The organism is Enterobacter cloacae complex sp. ESBL7 (genome assembly GCF_041679625.1).
GTDB lineage: Bacteria > Pseudomonadota > Gammaproteobacteria > Enterobacterales > Enterobacteriaceae > Enterobacter > Enterobacter asburiae_B.
Genome location: NZ_JBGORN010000001.1, coordinates 385,618 through 404,953, shown reverse-complemented (window position 1 = coordinate 404,953; position 19,336 = coordinate 385,618). Strand labels below are relative to the sequence as shown.

At 61.7% G+C, this 19,336-nt stretch carries 19 protein-coding genes; 8 read left to right on the top strand and 11 right to left on the bottom strand.

Going from position 1 to position 19,336, the window contains the following annotated elements; genetic code table 11:
• Positions 1-41: 41 nt before the first annotated feature.
• Genes ACERY3_RS01955 through ACERY3_RS01945 form a run of 3 tightly spaced genes read right to left on the bottom strand, consistent with a single transcriptional unit; the run spans position 42 to position 3,621 of the window.
• Positions 42-1,106 carry a sugar ABC transporter substrate-binding protein gene (locus ACERY3_RS01955; RefSeq protein ID WP_373224979.1) on the bottom strand — a complete coding sequence of 355 codons (1,065 nt, stop codon included), beginning with the start codon at positions 1,104-1,106 and terminating at the stop codon, positions 42-44.
• A 20-nt stretch (positions 1,107-1,126) separates the two neighbouring features.
• Positions 1,127-2,122, bottom strand: coding sequence for an ABC transporter permease (locus tag ACERY3_RS01950; protein WP_023334863.1), 996 nt, complete (start codon positions 2,120-2,122; stop codon positions 1,127-1,129).
• The gene (locus tag ACERY3_RS01945; protein ID WP_373224978.1) at positions 2,119-3,621 is read right to left on the bottom strand and encodes a sugar ABC transporter ATP-binding protein; all 1,503 of its coding nucleotides are present in this window, start codon (positions 3,619-3,621) and stop codon (positions 2,119-2,121) included. Before ACERY3_RS01945 ends, ACERY3_RS01950 begins: the two co-directional genes overlap by 4 nt.
• A gap of 159 nt (positions 3,622-3,780) precedes the next feature.
• Here ACERY3_RS01945 and ACERY3_RS01940 point away from each other — a divergent pair, with 159 nt between their 5' ends.
• From ACERY3_RS01940 to ACERY3_RS01925, 4 genes are all read left to right on the top strand, one after another.
• A complete protein-coding gene (locus ACERY3_RS01940) occupies positions 3,781-4,869 on the top strand; it encodes an oxidoreductase (protein WP_033144903.1) in 1,089 nt (362 codons plus the stop codon).
• A gap of 57 nt (positions 4,870-4,926) precedes the next feature.
• Positions 4,927-5,670, top strand: a complete 744-nt coding sequence (locus tag ACERY3_RS01935; protein ID WP_032661029.1) for an SDR family NAD(P)-dependent oxidoreductase — start codon at positions 4,927-4,929, stop codon at positions 5,668-5,670.
• 183 nt (positions 5,671-5,853) lie between these two features.
• Positions 5,854-6,150, top strand: coding sequence for a type II toxin-antitoxin system RelE/ParE family toxin (locus tag ACERY3_RS01930; RefSeq protein WP_047749439.1), 297 nt, complete (start codon positions 5,854-5,856; stop codon positions 6,148-6,150).
• Positions 6,131-6,535 (top strand): helix-turn-helix domain-containing protein, encoded by a 405-nt coding sequence (locus ACERY3_RS01925; protein WP_033144901.1) that lies wholly within the window; start codon positions 6,131-6,133, stop codon positions 6,533-6,535. Before ACERY3_RS01930 ends, ACERY3_RS01925 begins: the two co-directional genes overlap by 20 nt.
• On the opposite strand, the gene ACERY3_RS01920 is transcribed toward ACERY3_RS01925, so the two are convergent.
• The 7 genes from ACERY3_RS01920 to entC all read right to left on the bottom strand — a co-directional run bounded on the left by ACERY3_RS01920 (position 6,532) and on the right by entC (position 13,908).
• Positions 6,532-6,729, bottom strand: a complete 198-nt coding sequence (locus ACERY3_RS01920; RefSeq protein ID WP_006809671.1) for a YbdD/YjiX family protein — start codon at positions 6,727-6,729, stop codon at positions 6,532-6,534. The genes ACERY3_RS01925 and ACERY3_RS01920 overlap by 4 nt on opposite strands.
• A 96-nt stretch (positions 6,730-6,825) precedes the next feature.
• Positions 6,826-8,931 (bottom strand): pyruvate/proton symporter CstA, encoded by a 2,106-nt coding sequence (cstA, locus tag ACERY3_RS01915; protein ID WP_033144900.1) that lies wholly within the window; start codon positions 8,929-8,931, stop codon positions 6,826-6,828.
• A gap of 149 nt (positions 8,932-9,080) precedes the next feature.
• Positions 9,081-9,494, bottom strand: coding sequence for a proofreading thioesterase EntH (gene entH / locus ACERY3_RS01910; protein WP_029740111.1), 414 nt, complete (start codon positions 9,492-9,494; stop codon positions 9,081-9,083).
• Position 9,495: 1 nt separating this feature from the next.
• Positions 9,496-10,251, bottom strand: coding sequence for a 2,3-dihydro-2,3-dihydroxybenzoate dehydrogenase EntA (gene entA / locus ACERY3_RS01905; protein WP_373225544.1), 756 nt, complete (start codon positions 10,249-10,251; stop codon positions 9,496-9,498).
• Positions 10,248-11,102: an isochorismatase gene (locus tag ACERY3_RS01900; protein ID WP_033144898.1), complete on the bottom strand. Its 855-nt coding sequence runs from the start codon at positions 11,100-11,102 to the stop codon at positions 10,248-10,250. Before ACERY3_RS01900 ends, entA begins: the two co-directional genes overlap by 4 nt.
• A 10-nt stretch (positions 11,103-11,112) precedes the next feature.
• Positions 11,113-12,723 (bottom strand): (2,3-dihydroxybenzoyl)adenylate synthase EntE, encoded by a 1,611-nt coding sequence (gene entE / locus ACERY3_RS01895; protein WP_058841261.1) that lies wholly within the window; start codon positions 12,721-12,723, stop codon positions 11,113-11,115.
• A gap of 9 nt (positions 12,724-12,732) precedes the next feature.
• Positions 12,733-13,908, bottom strand: coding sequence for an isochorismate synthase EntC (entC, locus tag ACERY3_RS01890; RefSeq protein WP_058841260.1), 1,176 nt, complete (start codon positions 13,906-13,908; stop codon positions 12,733-12,735).
• Between the two features lie 188 nt (positions 13,909-14,096).
• On the opposite strand from entC, the gene fepB reads away from it, so the two are divergent.
• Positions 14,097-15,056: a Fe2+-enterobactin ABC transporter substrate-binding protein gene (gene fepB / locus ACERY3_RS01885; protein ID WP_373224976.1), complete on the top strand. Its 960-nt coding sequence runs from the start codon at positions 14,097-14,099 to the stop codon at positions 15,054-15,056.
• Between the two features lie 83 nt (positions 15,057-15,139).
• Here fepB and entS read toward each other — a convergent pair whose 3' ends face one another.
• Complete coding sequence (gene entS, locus ACERY3_RS01880; RefSeq protein WP_058841258.1) at positions 15,140-16,375, bottom strand: enterobactin transporter EntS; 1,236 nt, start codon at positions 16,373-16,375, stop codon at positions 15,140-15,142.
• 108 nt (positions 16,376-16,483) lie between these two features.
• Here entS and fepD point away from each other — a divergent pair, with 108 nt between their 5' ends.
• From fepD to fepC, 3 genes are read left to right on the top strand one after another with little or no spacing between them, the layout of a single operon-like run.
• Positions 16,484-17,488 (top strand): Fe(3+)-siderophore ABC transporter permease, encoded by a 1,005-nt coding sequence (gene fepD / locus ACERY3_RS01875; RefSeq protein ID WP_058841257.1) that lies wholly within the window; start codon positions 16,484-16,486, stop codon positions 17,486-17,488.
• The gene (gene fepG, locus ACERY3_RS01870; RefSeq protein WP_373225543.1) at positions 17,488-18,477 is read left to right on the top strand and encodes an iron-enterobactin ABC transporter permease; all 990 of its coding nucleotides are present in this window, start codon (positions 17,488-17,490) and stop codon (positions 18,475-18,477) included. The genes fepD and fepG overlap by 1 nt, the downstream gene beginning before the upstream one ends.
• Positions 18,474-19,274, top strand: a complete 801-nt coding sequence (fepC, locus tag ACERY3_RS01865; RefSeq protein WP_373224975.1) for an iron-enterobactin ABC transporter ATP-binding protein — start codon at positions 18,474-18,476, stop codon at positions 19,272-19,274. Before fepG ends, fepC begins: the two co-directional genes overlap by 4 nt.
• Positions 19,275-19,336: the final 62 nt, after the last annotated feature.

Below are 19,336 nucleotides of genomic sequence, written 5' to 3'. Positions count from 1 at the left end.
GTGAGGGCATCAGGCCGCACCTGACGCCACCCGGCCTGGTTTTATTTATTTTTCGCTTCCAGCGTCGCAAACCACGGCGCGATAAAATCTTCCGTCTGGCCCCAGCCCGAAATGATTTTCCCCAGCGACGCCACGTTCACCGGGCCCGGCTGGGCGGTCAGCAGCGCCTGAGGAATGGCCGCCGCTTTGAAATCGTAGGTCGCAGGCGTCGCTTCCCCGGCAATCTTGTTCGCCACCAGACGCACGTTAGTTGCGCCAATCAGCTTCGGATCCACCGCCACGCTCACCTTCCACGCGCTGCCCGGCTCGCGCATCAGCTGCAGATCCTGGTTAGAGATGTCGATGCTGTAGAGCTTGATCTCGGTGCGGCCGTTCTCTTTCAGCGCCTTATACGCGCCCTGGCTGAAGGCGTCCCAGGTTCCCCAGATGGCGTCAATTTTGCCTTTCGGGTATTTCGCCAGGATCGCCCCCACCTTGTTGGCGGTATCGCCCTGCACGTCAGAGGACACGGCGCCGATAGACTCCAGCTCTTTGATGTCCGGATACTGCTTTTGCAGCTCTTTATAGGCCGCCTGACGACGCTCCATCGGCGGGAAGCCCGCCACCCACAGCTTGACGATATTGGCCTTGCCGTTGAAATCTTTCGCCAGCTGGCCGAAGGAGAGGTTCGTCAGGGAGGCATCGTCCTGCTGGGTGACGGTCACGCCAGGGATCTCGCCGTTAACCGCCGTATCAAAGACGGAGACTTTGATCCCGGCATCCACCGCTTTCTTCACCAGCGCGGTGGAGTACGGATCGCGCCCCTGAGAGAGAATAATCCCGTCGTACTTCTGGCTGATGGCCTGGTTCACAAAGTCCTGGAATTTGGCGTCGTCCCCGTTGCTTAAAAAGGTGCTGACCTTAAAGCCGAGCTTTTTCCCTTCCTGAATTGCGCCAGCAATAAACTGCGTGGTGTTGTCGTCTGAGCCGAGGTTACGGATCACCGCGATGCGGATCGGGCCGTCATGGTTCGCAATGGCAGCCGGAAGCGGCGCGGGCGTAGCCGCGAAGCCTGGCAGAGCAGTGAGCAACCCAAGTGCCACCAAAGAGAATGCAATCTTTTTCATTTTTTTATCCCGTTGTGTTGTCAGCGTTTTTGTATGTAGGTAATCGCCAGCGCTACCGCGAGCACCAGCCCTTTTATAATGTCCATGGCGTAATACGGCACGGAGAGCATCACCAGCCCGTTCGACAGCACGCCGAGAATGACCGCCCCGACCAGGGTTCCCAGCGCGTTCGGCTTGCCGGAGCCTGCCAGAGAGAAGCCAATCCACGCCGCCGCCACCGCATCCATCAGGTATCCGCCGCCCGCATTCACCTGCGACGAACCGATGCGCGAAGCCAGCAAAATCCCCCCCAGTCCCGCCAGCAGCGAGGCAATCACGTAGGCCGCCACCTTGTAGCGCGTGGTGCGAATGCCGGAGAGGCGCGCCGCTTCGGGGTTACCGCCGATGGCGTACATGCGTCGGCCATGCGTAGTGAGCGACAGGCCCAGCTGCGCCAGCACGGTCACCACCAGCATGACGATCACGATGGTCGGCACCTGCCCCAGCAGGCTGAACGCCGCCGGAATGGTCCCTTCCGCCATGTCGCCGCTCGGCAGGACCATGTTCTCGGTAATCGACCCGCCGTAGCTGTAGGTCATCGCCACGCCCTGGATTACAAACAGGCTGGCAAGCGTCGCCAGCATGTCCGGAATGCGCAGGATGACGATCAGGAAGGCGTTAAACAGACCCACCAGCGTGCAGAGCGCGAGGGTGATCAGAATCGACTCGGTGGTGCCAAAGCCGTGCCAGACGAAAAGTGAAATCACCAGCGCGTTCGCCAGCGAGGCGGTGGATCCCACGGAGAGATCGAACCCGCCGATGGTCAACGAGATCGACACGCCAATGGCAATCACCGTCACGATGGCAATCGAGCGCAGAATATTGATGATGTTGTTCGGATCGAGGAAGCTGTCCGACGCCAGGCCAAAGACGGCCACCAGCGCGACGACGGTTAACAGCATGCCCCACCTGTAGAGAAAATCGAAAATCTGCTGGCGGCCAGACGCCGCCGCGTTCACTGAAAGGGCCTTGCTCACGACGCCGTTCCTCCGGTTGAATAATAAAGTAGTGTCTCTTCGCGGGCCTCGGCCCCGGCGATTTCCGCCACGATGCGCCCGTCCCACAGCACGCAGATGCGGTCGCACAGCCCGACCAGTTCGGCAAACTCGCCCGAGGCGTAAATCACCCCTTTGCCCTCGCGCGCCAGGCCGTCAATCAGCTGGAACAGGTCGGTTTTGGCCTTCACGTCCACGCCTTTGGTCGGCTCGTCGAATATCAGCACGCTGGCGTCATTGCGCAGCCATTTACCGATGGCGACCTTCTGCTGGTTGCCGCCGGAAAGACGGCGCAGCACCTGCCCCGGCCCACGCGCGCGCACGCCGACGCGGGCGATGACCTCTTCCGCCCAGCGCCACGCCTGACGATGGCCAAACAGGCTCCAGCGCGAAAAGCTGTTATCGGCGCACACGGCGAGGTTCATGCTCACCGGCTCGTCGATAAAAATGCCCTCTTTGCGGCGCTCCTCCGGCACCAGCGCCAGACCGCGCAGCACGGAGTCGGCCGGATCGCGCGGCTGCCAGGATTGATGATTCAGCTCACCGTGCGCCACGCGGCTTTTAGTGGCGCCAAACAGCGCCTTGCAGAGTTCGGTTTTTCCCGCGCCCGCCAGCCCGGCAATCCCGAGAATTTCGCCTTTGCGCAGGTGCAGGGAGATATCTTTCAGCAGCGCGTCGTCGTGAAGCCCCTCAACGCGTAACAGCGTCTCTTCGCCGTGCGGCGGCCGCGCGGGCGGATAGATATCGCTCAGCACGTGGCCGAGCATCTTCTCGACGATCGCTTCGCCGCTAAGATCGGCCATCGGGCCGGACTCGATCAGCTTGCCGTCGCGGAGCACCGTCAGGGTGTCGCAGATGGCCTTCAGCTCGTGAATACGGTGGGAGATAAACACCACGCCGATGCCCTGCTGCTTTAAACGTCTCACCACCGCAAACAGGCGCTCGCTCTCATGCGCATCCAGCGGCGCGGTGGGCTCATCAAGAATCAAAAAACGGCAGTGGTGGGACAGGGCGCGCGCCAGCAAAATCTGCTGCTTTTCGGCCAGCGAACAGCCGTCGATGGAACGGCGAACGTCCAGCGTCACGTCGAGCTGCGCCAGCGCCTGTCTCGCCTGCTGGCGGATAGCGCGCCAGCTGAAGCGATGCCCCGGCTGCGCCAGCTGGTCGAGCATGATGTTTTCGGCAATGCTTAACCCCGGGATCAGCGCTACGTCCACTTCCTGCTGCACAAGGTGGATCCCCAGCCGTTTGGCATCGAGCGGTTCGCGGATGCTCACCGGCTGGTTGTTGATGCTGATCTCACCCTCATAGTGGTCGTGCGTCCCGCACAGAACCGCCATCAGGGTCGATTTTCCCGCGCCGTTGGCACCGGTCAGCGCGTGTACGGATCCGCCGGTTAAGGTGAAATTCACGCGCGACAGCGCCTGAAAGCCGGAAAAGGCCAGGCTGATACCGCGCATCTCAAGGCGACTGGAAACCATCCGCGTAAATCCTTCATTACTCTTCTGATTTATCGAATTTTTCACAGCTCTGGTTGACTGACAACGACGGAAAAGGCATAAGTTAAAGCGAAATATTATTAGCCATCCGGATGTCCAGACATAACATCGGGTTAGCGCTTCCGCAAAAAGGACACCATCATGAGCAACACCGATATCCGCGTCGTGCCTGGCCCGGCGAACTACTTCTCTCATCCCGGAAGCCTTGCGCAGCTGGATAACTTCTTTACCCCGCAGCAGCTCTCCCGCGCGGTGTGGATTTACGGCGAGCGCGCTATCGAAGGCGCGCGCCCTTTCCTGCCCGAGAGCTTTAACGCGCCGGGAGCGAAACGCCTGCTGTTTAAAGGCCACTGCAGCGAGCGCGACGTCACCCATCTGGTGAATGAATCCGGCAGCGACGCCAGCGTGGTGATTGGCGTCGGCGGCGGCGCGGTGATGGATACCGTCAAGGCCGTGGCGCGCCGCTTAGGGGTGCCGTTTGTGGGCATCCCCACCATTGCCGCCACCTGCGCGGCGTGGACCCCGCTCTCCGTCTGGTACAACGATGCCGGTCAGGCGCTGCATTTTGAGATCTTCGACGACGCCAACTTCCTGGTGCTGGTGGAGCCGCAGATCGTCCTTAACGCTCCGGCGGAGTATCTGCTGGCGGGCATCGGCGATACGCTGGCGAAGTGGTACGAAGCGGTGGTATTGGCACCTGAGCCGGAGAACCTGCCGCTGACCGTGCGGCTGGGCATTAACGGCGCGCTGGCGATCCGCGACGTGCTGCTGGCGCGCAGCGAAGAGGCGCTGGCCGACCAGCAGCGCGGCGAACAGACGCAGGCGTTCCGGGACGTGGTGGATGCAATCATCGCCGGCGGCGGGATGGTCGGCGGCCTGGGCGAACGCTATACGCGCGTGGCGGCGGCGCATGCGGTACACAACGGCTTAACCGTGCTGCCGCAGACGGAGAAATACCTGCACGGCACCAAGGTGGCCTACGGCATTCTGGTGCAGAGCGCCCTGCTCGGCCAGGACGACGTGCTGGCGCAGCTGGTGACGGCTTACCAGCGTTTTAACCTGCCGACCACGCTTCGCGAGCTGGACGTCGACATCAATAACCGCGACGAGCTGGATCGGGTCATCGCCCACACCCTGCGCCCGGTGGAGTCGATTCACTATTTACCTGTTACGTTAACGCCTGACGTTCTGCGCGCCGCGTTTGAGAAAGTAGAATCCTTCAGCCGTTGATCGCGCCGACAGGCTATACCTAATGATGATTCTTACCACTCTCGTAACGAGGTCATCATGCAGATCGATTTAACAGGTAAAAAGGCGCTGGTTACCGGTGCCAGCCGCGGGTTGGGTCGTGCGATTGCCCTGTCGCTGGCGCGCGCCGGTGCGGATGTGATTATTACGTATGAAAAATCTGCCGATAAAGCCCAGGCGGTCGCCGATGAGATTAAGGCGCTGGGACGACACAGCGAAGCCGTGCAGGCCGACAGCGCCAGCGCGCAGGCGATTCAGGATGCCGTCACCCATGCGGCGCGTTCTCTTGGCGGGCTGGACATTCTGGTCAACAACGCCGGGATCGCGCGCGGCGGCCCGCTGGAGTCTATGACGCTGGCGGACATTGACGCCCTAATCAACGTCAACATTCGCGGCGTGGTGATCGCCATTCAGGAAGCGCTGGTGCACATGTCCGACGGCGGGCGCATTATCAACATCGGCAGCTGTCTGGCAAACCGCGTGGCGCAGCCGGGCATTGCCGTTTACTCGATGACCAAATCGGCGCTGAACTCCCTCACCCGCGGGCTGGCCCGTGATTTAGGGCCGCGCGGCATTACCGTTAACCTGGTGCACCCCGGCCCCACCAACAGCGATATGAACCCGGAAGACGGGGAACAGGCTGACTCTCAGCGTCAGCTTATTGCTTTGGGTCATTACGGTCAGCCGGAAGACGTCGCGGCGGCGGTCACGTTTCTTGCCAGCCCGGCGGCCGGGCAGATCTCCGGCACCGGCCTGGATGTGGACGGCGGTTTGAACGCCTGATCGCAATCTCCCTGCAAGCCTCTGTCGCCCGGCAGAGGCGTTTCCGAGCATCCTCGACGGTTCGCGTTTTGCCGCTTTCTCCGGTTATTTCCCCGCTCTACAGTACCCCATTAGAAATTCGGAATTTATCTAATAGCCTTATTATTTCCTTATACTTTGTGTGGGCGTACAGTGGAGGTACGGATGAAGATTGTCTGGTCAAAGAATGCAAAGAAAGAGTTTTTCAAAATCGATGGCCGATATCAGCGAAGAATCAAAGCAAAACTTGCTGAGCTGGACGATCGCTCAGCTCCCCGGCCCGATATCAAAAAAATATCGGCAACAGAAAATCAATTCCGGCTACGCGTTGGCGATTACCGCATTCTGATTACACTTCGGGACGATCCCGATAACCATTGTTATGTTTTGGCCGTCAAGCGCAGAACATCAACGACCTACCTTCACGAGGAGAAAGCCCCCTATGGCTGTTCAGCTAATTAAGGACGATGACGGAAAAGCGCAGTACGTCGTTATTCCCTATGATGAATACTTTCGTATGTGCTTACAGATGGCAGAAATCGACGACGAAACCGATGATGATCTAGAGGATATTGAAGTCGAACACGATTGTTATGATGACGTAGGATTACCTGGTGAAGTGTGCGACGTCATGCATAACGAGAACGTCAGCCTGCAGGCCGCGTGGCGTATCCTGCGCGGCATGTCCCAGCAGGAGGTGGCGGAAAAACTCGGCATCACCCAGTCCGCCGTGTCGCAGCTGGAAGCGCTGGACTCCCGTCCGCAAAAGCGCACCCGTGAAAAGCTGGCAGCGATCTACGGCTGCAGGCAGGAACAGATCAGCCTCTATTTACCGAAAGAGGGTTAACAGCACTTCGCCCCGCCCTTGCCGCCGTAGCGGGCGTCCTGGCGGTCGCGGAAAAATTCTTCGTAGGTCATGGGCGTCTGGTCCGGATGGTTGACGCGCATATGCTCGACGTAGTTGTCGTAGTCCGGCACGCCAATCATCATTTTGGCGGCCTGGCCCAGGTATTTACCTGCTTTGGATAGAGTGTCGAACATAATCAGTTTCTCGTTTGTTTCCGGCCCTCTCCCGGAGGGTGAGGGCGGAGAAGAAATGTAGGCCGGGTAAGGCGAAGCCGCCACCCGGCAAACAGGTTAGTGCGCCCCTTTCGCCTGGGTCACAATCTCTTCCAGGTTTTCAGGCATCGGCTCGTACGGTGTTTCTTTCGCCGTTGGCTGATCGTTTTTCAACGCCGCGAGCGCGGTCTTGAGAGAATACAACGCCAGCACCACGACCACCACCATAAAGAAGATGGTCAGCCCGGCATCCAGACGGTTGTTAAACACCAGTTGGGACAGCTGCGACTCGGTGTACTGCGCCGGGATCTTGCCGCTGTCGATCATCGCCTGGAACTTGTTGGCGATCGCCAGGAAGCCCACCTTGTTGTCCGGGCTGAAGGCTTTCTGCCAGCCCGCCGTCAGGGTACAGATCAGCAGCCACGCGGTTGGCACCAGTGCCACCCACGCGTAACGCTGGCGCTTCATCTTGAACAGCACCACCGCGCAGAGCATCAGCGCCATGCCTGCCAGCATCTGGTTGGCGATACCAAACAGCGGCCACAGGGTGTTAATCCCGCCCAGCGGATCGACTACCCCCTGATGCAGGAAGTAGCCCCACGCCAGCACGCACAGCGCCGTCGCCAGCAGGTTAGCCGGGAGCGAATCGGTACGCTTCAGGTTCGGGGAGATCACCCCCAGCAGGTCCTGCAGCATAAAGCGCGCCGCACGGGTTCCTGCATCCACCGCCGTCAGGATAAACAGCGCCTCGAACAGGATGGCGAAGTGATACCAGAACGACACGTCCATCAGCCCGCCCAGCGCGCCGTGAAGAATATACGCCATGCCGACCGCCAGCGTCGGCGCTCCGCCCGCACGGGAGATAATCGACTGCTCGCCCACTTCACTGGCGATGCTCGTCAACGTATCAGGGGTAATCGCAAAGCCCCAGCCGCTCACCACCTGCGCGGCGGACGCCACCACGTCAACGGTGCCAGCCGGTGCCAGTACCGCCATCGGGCTGTTCATCGCGAAATACACGCCCGGGTCGATGATACAGGCAGAGACCAGCGCCATGATGGCGACAAAGGATTCCATCAGCATGCCGCCGTAGCCGATCAGGCAGGCCTGATTTTCATTCGCCAGCATCTTCGGCGTGGTTCCGGATGCGATCAGCGCGTGGAAGCCCGACACCGCGCCGCAGGCGATGGTGATAAACAGGAACGGGAACAGGTTACCGGTCCAGACCGGACCGGTACCGTCGATGAATTTGGTTAACGCAGGCATGGTCAGGGTCGGGCGCATAATCAGAATGCCGATCGCCAGCCCGACGATGGTACCGATTTTCAGGAACGTAGAGAGATAGTCACGCGGAGCCAGCAGCAGCCATACCGGCAGCACCGCCGCCACAAAGCCGTAGCCCACCAGCATCCAGGTCAGCTGGACGCCGGTAAAGTCGAAGAACGGCGCCCAGGTCGGGCTTTCCGCCACCCAGCCGCCGGAGATAATGGCGAACACCAGGAACACCAGGCCAATTACCGACACCTCACCAATGCGGCCCGGGCGCAGGTAGCGAATATAAATCCCCATAAACAGCGCCAGCGGAATGGTGAAGGCAACGGTATAGGTCCCCCACGGGCTGTGGGTCAGCGCTTTCACCACGATCATCGCCAGCACCGCGAGGATGATCACCATGATCATAAAGGTCGCCACCAGCGCAATCACCCCGGCGGTTGCCCCCATCTCCTCTTTCACCAGCTCACCCAGCGAACGCCCGTCGCGGCGGGTCGAGACGAACAGCACCATAAAGTCCTGCACCGCGCCCGCCAGCACCACGCCCGCGAGGATCCAGATCATCCCCGGCAGGTAGCCCATCTGCGCCGCCAGCACCGGCCCCACCAGCGGACCCGCCCCGGCAATCGCCGCAAAATGGTGACCGAACAGCACTTTTTTGTCGGTCGGCACGTAGTCCAGCCCGTCGTTATGGCGGACGGCAGGCGTCATGCGCGTCGCATCAACGCCCAGAACGTTCTTCGCAATATAGCGGCCATAAAAACGGTACGCGATCAGATAAATGCAGACGGAGGCGACGACGATCCAGAGCGCATTGATCTGTTCCCCCCGGTTGAGGGCGATATAGCCCAGGGCAAAGGCTCCCACAACGGAGAGCCCTGCCCATATAAGGTATTTCCCTGAGTTGTTCATAGTTGTTGTCCGTTGTTGTGAAACAGTGAGATGTTACATTTTGTTTCTAGAACAACCGGAAAAATTTAACAACTTTGAAACGCAATAATGCGTGGTCAAACCAGAGATTTACACCACAGTGTTAAGCCGATCACTTTGATCTGCCTGGCTTAGCCCAACACCATCGTACTCAACCGACAGGTGCAGCACCGCCGCCCCTGCTCGTCGAATACCACAATCTCCCAGCTCTGGCTCGAACGCCCCAGATGCAGCGGCTGGCATACCCCGCGCACTTTGCCGTGAGAGACCGCACGATGGTGCGTGGCGTTAAGCTCCGTCCCCACCACGCTCTGCCCGTCGCGGGTCATCAGAAAACCGGCCATCGACCCCAGCGTTTCCGCCAGCGCCGCCGACGCGCCGCCGTGCAGCAGGCCAAACGGCTGATGGGTACGCGCATCCACCGGCATCTCCGCTTCCAGCGTGTCGTCACCGATACGGGTATAGACGATACCGAGATGCGCCACCAGGGTGTTCAGGCTGGTCGCGTTCAGCTCCTCGAGCGGTAAATGACGTTTCCAGATCATCTTACGCCCCCAGCGTGGAGCCGCCGTCCACCACGATATCCTGCAGGGTGATATGGCTGGCGGCATCGGAAGCAAGGAACAGCACCATGCTGGCAATCTCCTGCGGGCGAGCGATTTTGCCCAGCGGAATGCCGAGCTTGAACTGCTCGCCAAAACCGCGAATACGCTGCTGCTCCGCGTCGTCGCTTTTCCACAGCGTGCGCTGCATATCGGTATCCGTTGAGCCCGGCGACACCAGGTTACAGCGCACGCCGCTGCCCGCCAGCTCCAGCCCGACGGTCAGGGCCAGGCTTTTCAGCGCCGCCTTCGACGCGCCGTAGGCGCTCATGCCGATGCGCGGCGTGTGTGCCGCGTCGGACGCCACGGTGACTATCGCCCCGCCCTGCTGACGGCGAAACTGGCCCATCGTCTGCTGGAACAGGTTGAACGCGCCGCCGACGTTGACCGCGAAGGTCTGCTGCCAGTCCTCTTGCGAAAGCTGGTCCGTCGCCCCCATGCGCAGAATGCCCGCCGCGTTGACCAGCACGTCCAGCCGTTCAAGCGACGCCAGCGCCCGCCCGCACACTTCATGCACCTGCGCGGCATCCGCCACGTCCAGGGTTTCAGTGGCGAACGGATAATCCCCCAGCGGAAACGCCAGATCGAAGCCGGTCACCCGTGCGCCCACCTCCACAAACGCCAGCGCCGTCGCGTAGCCAATCCCCTTACCCGCGCCCGTCACCCAGACGGTTTTACCGGTGAAATCCAGCCCCATCACTTCACCTCGCGGGACAGCAGCGCCCACCAGGCGTCGATGGTTGGATTTTTGGCCAGCATCACGAAGTCAATGTCGCCGTGCACTTTGCGCCAGCGGGCGGCCAGCGCCATCATGCGCACCGAGTCCAGGCCGTAGTCGATCAGGTTTTCGTCATCCATCGGCTCGTCGGACTCGTCCAGCAGCGGCAGAATCAGCTCACGCAGCGCGGCTTTGGTCGCCGGAACGGACGGCAGCAGCTCGTCGGTCATCACCACACGGCCCGAGCGTCCGGCCACATAGTTGAGCGACATCAGGTGCTCGTCGCGGGTGAAATCCGCCAGCGCGTCGGCGATAAAGAACGGTTTGATGTCGCGCATAAAGGCATCGGTGGCGGTGGTCATACAGCCGATATGGGCGTAAACGCCGGTAATCAGCAGCTGGTTGCGGCCGGTTTCTTTCAGCATCTGCTCCAGCGGCGAGCGGTGAAACGCGCTGTAGCGCCACTTCACCAGCACCGTGTCCGCTTCGTCCGGGGTCAGTTCGCGGACAATGCGCTGCTGCTCCGGCGAGCGGGTCAGGCCCGGCCCCCACATGTCGTTCAGCAGGGCGCGGTCTTCGTCGCTCTGCTCTTTCGGCTGAGCGGTGTAGTACACGGGAATATTGTGCGCTTTGCAGTAAGCGCGCAGTCGGGCGATATTCGCCACCACCTGCTGCATCATCGCGCTGTTTTCGCCCCAGAAGTTCAGGAAATACTCCTGCATATCGTGGATCAACAGCGCGGCACGTTCAGGCTCAAACGCCCAGTTCACTTTACTGGTCGGCAGTTCTGCGGCGGTCGGCAGCGCGTAAGCGGTTAATTTTGGAATGGCCATACTCTGTTCCTCAGCCCCGGGCGCGTTCAGCAAGCCACAGGCGCAACTGTTTCTTATCGACTTTGCCGACCGGCGTCAGCGGGAGCGCATCCACGCTCTCCACGCGGTCCGGCAGCTTGAATTCGGCAACGCCCTGCTCGCGCAGGAAGCGGCGCACCTCGACCGCGCGCAGGGGCTGTTTCACCACCAGATACGCGCAGCTTTTTTCGCCCAGCAGGCTGTCCTCCATGCTCACCAGCGCGGCGTGGATCACCGCCTCGTGGCGCAGCAGCAGGTTTTCAATCTCTTCAGCGGCGATCTTCTCGCCGCCGCGGTTGATCTGATCCTTCTCGCGCCCCTGCACGGTGATGTAGCCCTGCTCGTCGATGGCGATCAGATCGCCAGAGCAGTAAAAGCCGTCGGCGTCAAAGGCGCTGGCGTTGTGTTCCGGGCTGTTGAAATAGCCGCGGAAGGTATACGGCCCGCGCGTCATCAGACGCCCGACCTCACCGCGCGGCAGCGGGTTGCCGTGTTCGTCCGCCACCCACACTTCGTCGTCCGGGCACATCGGGCGACCCTGAGTGTTGATGATGCGCTCCGGCAAGTCGTCGAGCGCGGTGTAGTTCACCAGCCCTTCCGCCATGCCGAACACCTGCTGAAGCTGGCAGCCGATTTCCGCCGGAATGCGCGCCGCGAGCGTGGCGGAGAGGCGTGCGCCACCCACCTGCAGCAGCCTGAGGGATTTAAGCTGCGCGTTGCCCGCGCCGTCGGCAATCGCCTGCAGCCACAGGCTCACCGCCGGAGGAACCAGCGAGGTGACGTTAATCTGATGCCGTTCAATCAGCGGGAAGCAGAGCGTGGCGCTTGGATCGTTCGCCAGCACCACGCACCCGCCCGCGGTGAAGACGCCTAACGATCCCGGCGAGCTCATGGCGTAGTTATGCGCCGCGGGCAGCGCGTTCAGATAACGGGTGTGTGCATTGATTCCGCAGATCTCGTTGCTGCGGCGGATGCTGTAGTCGTAGTCGTTATGCGTGCGCGGGATCAGCTTCGGCGTGCCGGTGCTGCCGCCGGAAAGCTGGAAAAACGCCACTTCGTCGGCGGGCGTCGGGTTCGGGATGAAATTGTCTGTCGGACGCGCAATCGCCGCTTCCAGGGCGTGTTCGTCCTTATCGCCGCGCAGCAGCACGACGCGAACCGAGCGGTGCGCATCCACAAAGGTGTTAAGAAAATCATTGCCCGCAAACAGCGCGTGGTCGCGATCGGCAATCAGCACGGCGGGTTTGATCTGCTCCGCGTAGGCGTTCAGCTCGCTGCGCTGGTGGCTAAAGAGCGCGTTCACCGGCGCGACGCCGATTTGCAGCAGCGTAAAGAAAGTGACGTAGAACTCGGCCACGTTGCCGAGCTGAACCAGCGCGGTCTCGCCGCACTGCAGCCCGCGCGCCTGAAGAGCGGACGCCAGGTTGTTCACCGCCTGATTAAACGCGCGGTAGGTTATGTGCCGCTCGCCGTCGATAATCGCCACGGCATCGCTGTCCGCGCGATCCGTCAGGATGTGGGTCAGCGGCAGATCCTTCCAGTAGCCTTTTTCACGATAGCGGCGGGCGAATTCCTCAGGCCAGCGGGTAAAAGGAATGGTCATGAGCGATCCTTAGTGCAAGCCAAACACGTTGAGCATGGTGGAGAGCTTCACGCCCGTTTCGCGCCATTCGCCCACCGGCGAAGAGGCAGGCACAATGCCCGCGCCGGCAAACAGGCGAACGCTATTTTCGCGAAGACGCGCGCAGCGGATGGTCACCACCCACTCGCCGTTGCCTTCGCTGTCGCACCAGCCGACGATGCCGCCGAACAGCTCGCGGTCGAACGGCTCCAGTTCGGCGATCAGCTCTTTTGCCGCCTCATGCGGGAAGCCGCTCAGCGCCGGGGTCGGGTGCAGCAGGCAGGCCAGAGTCAGGGCGTTTTCGTTTTCACGCGCGTCACCTTCAACCGGCGTCGCCAGATGCCACAGCGTCGGCGTGGTGATGAGCTGCGGGGAAGACGGCATGCTCAGGTGGTGGCTTCGCGGTGCCAGAATGGCCTTCATCGCCTGGGTTACGAGATCGTGCTCGTGACGGTCTTTTTCGGAGGCCAGCAGCTTATTGCCCGCTTCGCGATCCAGCACGTCGTCCGGCTGACGGCGCGCGGAGCCTGCCAGCGGCAGCGAGCTAAAGTGCGCGCCCTCTTTACGCAGCAGCAGTTCGGGGCTGGCGCCGAGCAGCACGCCGCCGTCTTCCAGCGGCACGTGGAAGTTAAAGCTCGCCGGGTTCTGGGCGATCAGCCGCTCCATCAGCGCACCGCTATCAATGTTTTTGTCGGTCGCGATATCAATCAGACGCGACAGCACCACCTTGTTCACCTGCGGCGTGGCGGTGAGCGACGCGGCGCGAGCAACCATCTCTTCGAACACGGTCTGCGGCGGGATCTCGGTGCGTTGTTCCACCTTCAGCGCCTGCGAGCCGGAAAAATAGCGTGCGGACTGCTGACGTGCCGGACGGGAAAAGGTCTGCCAGCGCTGCGGAATAAACAGAGAAGATGGCTTGCGGGTATCGAACGGGATAGCCCCTACCATCACCGGATGAGCGATACCGTTAGCTTTCGCATTCCGGAAGGCCTGGGCTAATTTTTGCTGGAATTGCCCGGCCGGATCGTCACCGCCGACGGCGGGTTCAGAGAAGCGGGCAAAACAGCCTGAGGTAGTAAAACTGCGGTAAGGCGACATAAAGAAAAAGCTGTCTGATTGCAGCGTGGTCGCGGTGTGCTGAACTTCCTCAGCCAGGGACGTGTCCATATCATCCTCCTCAAAATGATAAAAGAAGCAATAATGATTATCATTTATATTTTCGTCGGCTAACCTAATCCCACATCGCTTCGCTGTCAACCGTCGGACAAATAACTTATGCGACAAAAGCTTGCATCCCTTCGCATCAACCATGAAAATGAGAAGCATTATCTTCAACGAAAACAGGATGTCGCGCTGTGAAATTCCATGCCCTATTCCGTAATACCCTGCTTTTATCTGGACTTTTTGTTTTAGGACTTGCCTCAGCCGCTGCCGCCGACTGGCCGCGTCAGGTGACCGACAGCCGAGGCGTTCACACGCTTGAGAGCAAACCGACGCGTATTGTCTCCACCAGCGTGACCTTAACTGGCTCCCTGCTGGCGATTGACGCGCCGGTCGTTGCCAGCGGCGCGACCACGCCGAACAACCGCGTGGCGGATGCGCAGGGCTTTTTGCGTCAGTGGGGCGATATTGCGAAACAGCGCAAGGTTGCGCGGCTGTACATTGGCGAGCCAAGCGCCGAAGCGGTCGCCGCGCAAATGCCGGATCTGATTTTGATCAGCGCTACCGGCGGGGATTCCGCGCTGGCGCTGTACGATCAGCTTTCCGCCATCGCCCCAACGCTTATCATCAACTACGACGACAAGAGCTGGCAGGAACTGCTGACGCAGCTGGGCACAATAACCGGGCAGGAAAAACAGGCCTCAGAGCGCACTGCCGCGTTTGATAAACAGCTCGAGCAGGTGAAACAGCAGATGAAGCTGCCGCCGCAGCCGGTGAACGCCATCGTCTACACCGCCGCCGCGCACAGCGCCAACCTGTGGACTGCGGAATCGGCGCAAGGCAAGCTGCTGCACCAGCTGGGCTTTACGCTGGCGGAACTGCCCGCCGGACTGCACACCTCTAAAAGCCAGGGCAAACGCCACGACATTATTCAGCTGGGCGGTGAAAACCTGGCGACGGGGCTGAACGGCGAAGGGCTGTTTGTGTTTGCCGGCGACCAGAAAGACGTGGATGCGATTTACGCCAACCCGCTGCTGGCGCATTTGCCGTCGGTGAAAAACAAACGGGTTTGGGCATTGGGAACGGAGACGTTCCGCCTGGATTATTACAGCGCGATGTTGGTGTTGCAGCGTTTAGAAGCAATCTTTGGGTAACAGCTGCGCCCGGTGGCGCTTCGCTTACCGGGCCTACGGGTGCAAAATGTAGGCCGGGTAAGGCGCAGCCGCCACCCGGCAAATCACACCGGAGCACTCTCCTGCCTGAATCGGCGCAATTCTGCCAACGACATGAATAAAACCACGCCAATAATTGCCAGTACAAACCCGCCGCAGCTCGCCGAGGCCACCGGAGTCATCATCGCCCCCAGCCCGCCGAGGATCGCCGCGCCAATCGCATCGCCCGTGACGTTCTGCGCCGTCCACAGACCGTTAATGCGCCCGAGCATCCCTTCCGGCGTCTGGGTCTGGATCAGGGTGTACTGCAAAAGCGAGCTGATGGCGCTCAGCCAGCCGAAAATCACCAGACACAGCACCCCGAGCGCCCACACAGGCATCAGGCTGAAGAACCCAATGGCGATAAACGAGGCCAGCGTGGCAAGCAGCATAATCAGCCCCGGACGCGCGCCCTGCGCCAGGTTGCCGCTGGTCAGCGCCCCGCACGCCGCGCCGAGCGGAATGGCGGCGTAGAGAATGCCAATCTCCGAGGCGCTCATCTGCCACTCTCCCGCCAGCGCCGGGTACAGCACGCGCACGGCGCTCGCCATGGTCAGCAGGCCGCCGAGCAGCGCAATCCCGCCAATCAGCGGGTTGCTGAACAGGAAACGAATCGCGGCCATCAGCGATTTCAGCGGATGCTCGCGCGGCTGCGGCGGAGGCGGCAGCAGCGGCAGGCGCAGCAGCGTCAGCGTGGTGATAAAGGTTCCCGCCGCCGCCAGCCCGTAGTTCCAGGCCACGTTGCCGGTCGCCAGCAGCAGGCCGCCCACCATCGGCGAAATCACCGAGCCCAGACGCACGGTGAGCATGGTGATCGCCCCCGCCTGCATCAGGTTCTCGCGCCCGACCAGCGCGGGCGTCGCCGCCAGCAGCGCCGTCACGCCCAGCGAGGCGAAGAAACCGTCCCACAGCCCCAGGGCATAAATCGCGAGCAGCGACGGCTCCGGCAGCATCGCATTCAGACACAGCCCAATAAAGCCCACGCCGCAGGTGCCGCGCGCCAGCAGGATCAGCTTTTTACGCTCGTAGCGGTCCGCCAGCACGCCGCCGACCATCAGGCCGATGAACATCGCCCCGCCGGTTAAGGTGACGGATAACCCCACCAGCCAGCTGGAGTGGGTCATGGTCTGGATCTGTACCGGCACGGCGACGCCAAGCAGCCCGAGGGACAAAATGGAGATAAAGCGAGCGATAAAAACGGCGCGATACGCCGGGTGCGTTTTCAGCAGGCTGAGGTTGAGCAGCCAGGATTTTTGATTCATGACAAAGCCTTGAGTCTATTTCTACCCATTCCATGGGCGCACATGCTAACATAGCCAAATAAGATAGATAACGATAATCACTATCATTATCAAATCATGGATGTTGCTATGTCGTTTTCCTCTTCTTCGATGCGCGCCGTTGCCGTGCCCGTTTTATTGCTGCTGTTGATCCTTGCGACTGCACTCAGCCTGCTGGTCGGCGCGAAGCCGCTGCCCGCGTCCGTTATCGTTGATGCGCTCTCCGGCACCTGCCAGAGCGCCGACTGCGTCATCGTGCTCGACGCCCGACTGCCCCGCACGCTTGCCGGACTGCTGGCCGGTGGCGCGCTCGGCCTTGCTGGTGCCCTGATGCAAACCCTCACCCGTAACCCGCTGGCGGACCCCGGCATTCTCGGCGTTAACTCCGGCGCCAGCTTTGCCATCGTGCTCGGCGCGGCGCTGTTCGGGTTGACATCTCCTTCCGAGCAGCTGGCGATGGCCTTCTGCGGCGCGCTGGCCGCCTCGCTGGTGGTCGCCTTTACCGGCAGCCAGGGCGGCGGGCAGCTGAGCCCGGTACGCCTGACGCTCGCGGGCGTAGCGCTCGCGGCAGTGCTGGAAGGTTTGTCCAACGGCATTGCCCTGCTCAACCCGGACGTCTACGACCAGCTGCGCTTCTGGCAGGCCGGTTCGCTGGATATCCGCACCCTTGAAACCCTAAAAGTGGTGGCGATCCCGGTCATTATCGCCGCCGCCGTGGCGCTGTTTTTAAGCCGGTCGCTCAACAGCCTGAGCCTCGGCAGCGACACCGCGACCGCCCTCGGCAACCGCGTGGCGCGCACGCAGCTGATTGGTCTGTTCGCCATCACCGTGCTGTGCGGCAGCGCGACCGCCGTGGTCGGCCCGATCGCCTTTATTGGCCTGATGATGCCGCACATGGCGCGCTGGCTGGTGGGCGCGGATCACCGCTGGTCGCTGCCGGTCACGCTGCTGGCGACCCCTGCCCTGCTGCTGTTTGCCGACGTGCTGGGCCGCCTGCTGGTGCCCGGCGAGCTGCGCGTCTCGGTGGTCAGCGCCTTTATCGGCGCGCCGGTGCTGATTTTCCTGGTACGCCGTAAACGCGGAGGTGGCGCATGATGGCCCCGTCCCGTCGTTTACTCACCAGCATCTGCCTGCTGAGTATTGCCATTCTGCTGCTGGCGGTCTGGAGCCTGCGCAGCGGCGCGGTGACGCTCGACTTTGCTCAGGTCTTCAACGCCCTGCTCGGCAGCGCGCCGCGCAACATCACCATGGTGGTGACGGAGTGGCGCCTCCCGCGCGTGGCGATGGCGATTCTGGTCGGCGCGGCGCTCGGCGTGAGCGGTGCGATATTCCAGTCGCTGATGCGCAACCCGCTCGGCAGCCCGGACGTGATGGGCCTTAACACCGGGGCCTGGAGCGGCGTGCTGGTGGCGATGGTGCTATTTGGTCAGCACCTGACGGCCATTGCCTTTACGGCGATGGCGGGCGGCATTCTGACGTCATTACTGATCTGGGCGCTGGCCTGGCGCAACGGTATCGACACCTTTCGCCTGATCATCATCGGGATCGGCATCCGCGCCATGCTGATGGCCTTTAACACCTGGCTTTTACTGCAGGCCTCGCTGGAAACCGCGCTCTCCGCCGGGCTGTGGTACGCCGGATCGCTCAACGGCCTGACGTGGGGCAAAACCTGGCCCGCCGCGCCGCTGATTTTGCTGATGTTTATCGGCGCGCTGCTGCTGGTGCGGCGCATGCGTCTGCTGGAGATGGGCGACGACAGCGCCTGCGCGCTGGGCGTGGGCGTCGAGCGCTCGCGCCTGATGCTGATGCTGGTCGCCGTACTGCTGACCGCCGCCTCCACCGCGATTGCCGGGCCAATCTCGTTTATCGCCCTCGTGGCACCGCACATCGCCCGGCGACTTAGCGGCACGGCGCGCTGGGGATTAACCCAGGCGGCGCTGTGCGGCGCGCTGCTGCTGCTGGCCGCCGATCTCTGCGCCCAGCGGCTGTTTATGCCTTATCAACTGCCGGTGGGCGTGGTGACCGTCAGCCTCGGCGGGATTTACCTCATCGTCTTGCTCGTTCAGGAGTCACGCAGGAAATGACTGATTCAACCACCCGCTTGCGCGGCGAAAACTTAACCCTCTGCTACGGCAAAAAAATCATTGCCCGTGACTTATCCGTCGCCATTCCGGACGGCCATTTCACCGCGATTATCGGCCCGAACGGCTGCGGCAAATCGACCCTGCTGCGCACCCTGAGCCGCCTGATGACGCCGGCTGAAGGCAGCGTGTTCCTCGACGGGGAGCAGATCCAGCGCTTCGCCAGCAAAGAGGTAGCACGGCGCATCGGTCTGCTGGCGCAAAACGCCACCACGCCGGGCGACATCACGGTGCAGGAGCTGGTCTCGCGCGGACGCTACCCGCACCAGCCGCTGTTTACCCGCTGGCGCAAAGAGGATGACGAGGCGGTGAACCGCGCGATGCAGGCGACGGGCATCACCGATCTTGCCCAGCAGAGCGTGGACACCCTCTCCGGCGGGCAGCGTCAGCGGGCGTGGATCGCGATGGTGCTGGCACAGGAAACGTCGATCATGCTGCTGGACGAGCCGACAACCTGGCTCGACATCAGCCATCAGATTGACCTGCTGGAGCTGCTGAGCGAGCTGAACCGCACTCAGGGGTATACCCTGGCGGCGGTGCTGCACGACTTAAACCAGGCGTGCCGCTATGCGACGCATCTGATTGCGCTTCGCGACGGTGAGATCGTGGCGCAGGGTGCGCCGAAGGAGATTGTGACGCCGGAGCTGATCGAGCGGATCTACGGCATGCGCTGCATGATTATTGACGATCCGGTGGCGGGTACGCCGCTGGTGGTGCCGCTGGGGAAGCGTGCGGGCTGATGCCCTCACCCCGGCCCTCTCCCACAGGGAGAGGGAGCACCCCCTCCCCTCGCCCTGTGGGA

Coding starts and splice junctions, on each gene's coding strand:
- ACERY3_RS01955 (WP_373224979.1), bottom strand. CDS start 1,106: ATGAAAAAGATTGCATTCTCTTTGGTGGCACTTGGGTTGCTCACTGCT.
- ACERY3_RS01945 (WP_373224978.1), bottom strand. CDS start 3,621: ATGGTTTCCAGTCGCCTTGAGATGCGCGGTATCAGCCTGGCCTTTTCC.
- ACERY3_RS01940 (WP_033144903.1), top strand. CDS start 3,781: ATGAGCAACACCGATATCCGCGTCGTGCCTGGCCCGGCGAACTACTTC.
- ACERY3_RS01935 (WP_032661029.1), top strand. CDS start 4,927: ATGCAGATCGATTTAACAGGTAAAAAGGCGCTGGTTACCGGTGCCAGC.
- ACERY3_RS01930 (WP_047749439.1), top strand. CDS start 5,854: ATGAAGATTGTCTGGTCAAAGAATGCAAAGAAAGAGTTTTTCAAAATC.
- ACERY3_RS01925 (WP_033144901.1), top strand. CDS start 6,131: ATGGCTGTTCAGCTAATTAAGGACGATGACGGAAAAGCGCAGTACGTC.
- ACERY3_RS01920 (WP_006809671.1), bottom strand. CDS start 6,729: ATGTTCGACACTCTATCCAAAGCAGGTAAATACCTGGGCCAGGCCGCC.
- cstA (WP_033144900.1), bottom strand. CDS start 8,931: ATGAACAACTCAGGGAAATACCTTATATGGGCAGGGCTCTCCGTTGTG.
- entH (WP_029740111.1), bottom strand. CDS start 9,494: ATGATCTGGAAACGTCATTTACCGCTCGAGGAGCTGAACGCGACCAGC.
- ACERY3_RS01900 (WP_033144898.1), bottom strand. CDS start 11,102: ATGGCCATTCCAAAATTAACCGCTTACGCGCTGCCGACCGCCGCAGAA.
- entE (WP_058841261.1), bottom strand. CDS start 12,723: ATGACCATTCCTTTTACCCGCTGGCCTGAGGAATTCGCCCGCCGCTAT.
- entC (WP_058841260.1), bottom strand. CDS start 13,908: ATGGACACGTCCCTGGCTGAGGAAGTTCAGCACACCGCGACCACGCTG.
- entS (WP_058841258.1), bottom strand. CDS start 16,375: ATGAATCAAAAATCCTGGCTGCTCAACCTCAGCCTGCTGAAAACGCAC.
- fepD (WP_058841257.1), top strand. CDS start 16,484: ATGTCGTTTTCCTCTTCTTCGATGCGCGCCGTTGCCGTGCCCGTTTTA.
- fepG (WP_373225543.1), top strand. CDS start 17,488: ATGGCCCCGTCCCGTCGTTTACTCACCAGCATCTGCCTGCTGAGTATT.
- fepC (WP_373224975.1), top strand. CDS start 18,474: ATGACTGATTCAACCACCCGCTTGCGCGGCGAAAACTTAACCCTCTGC.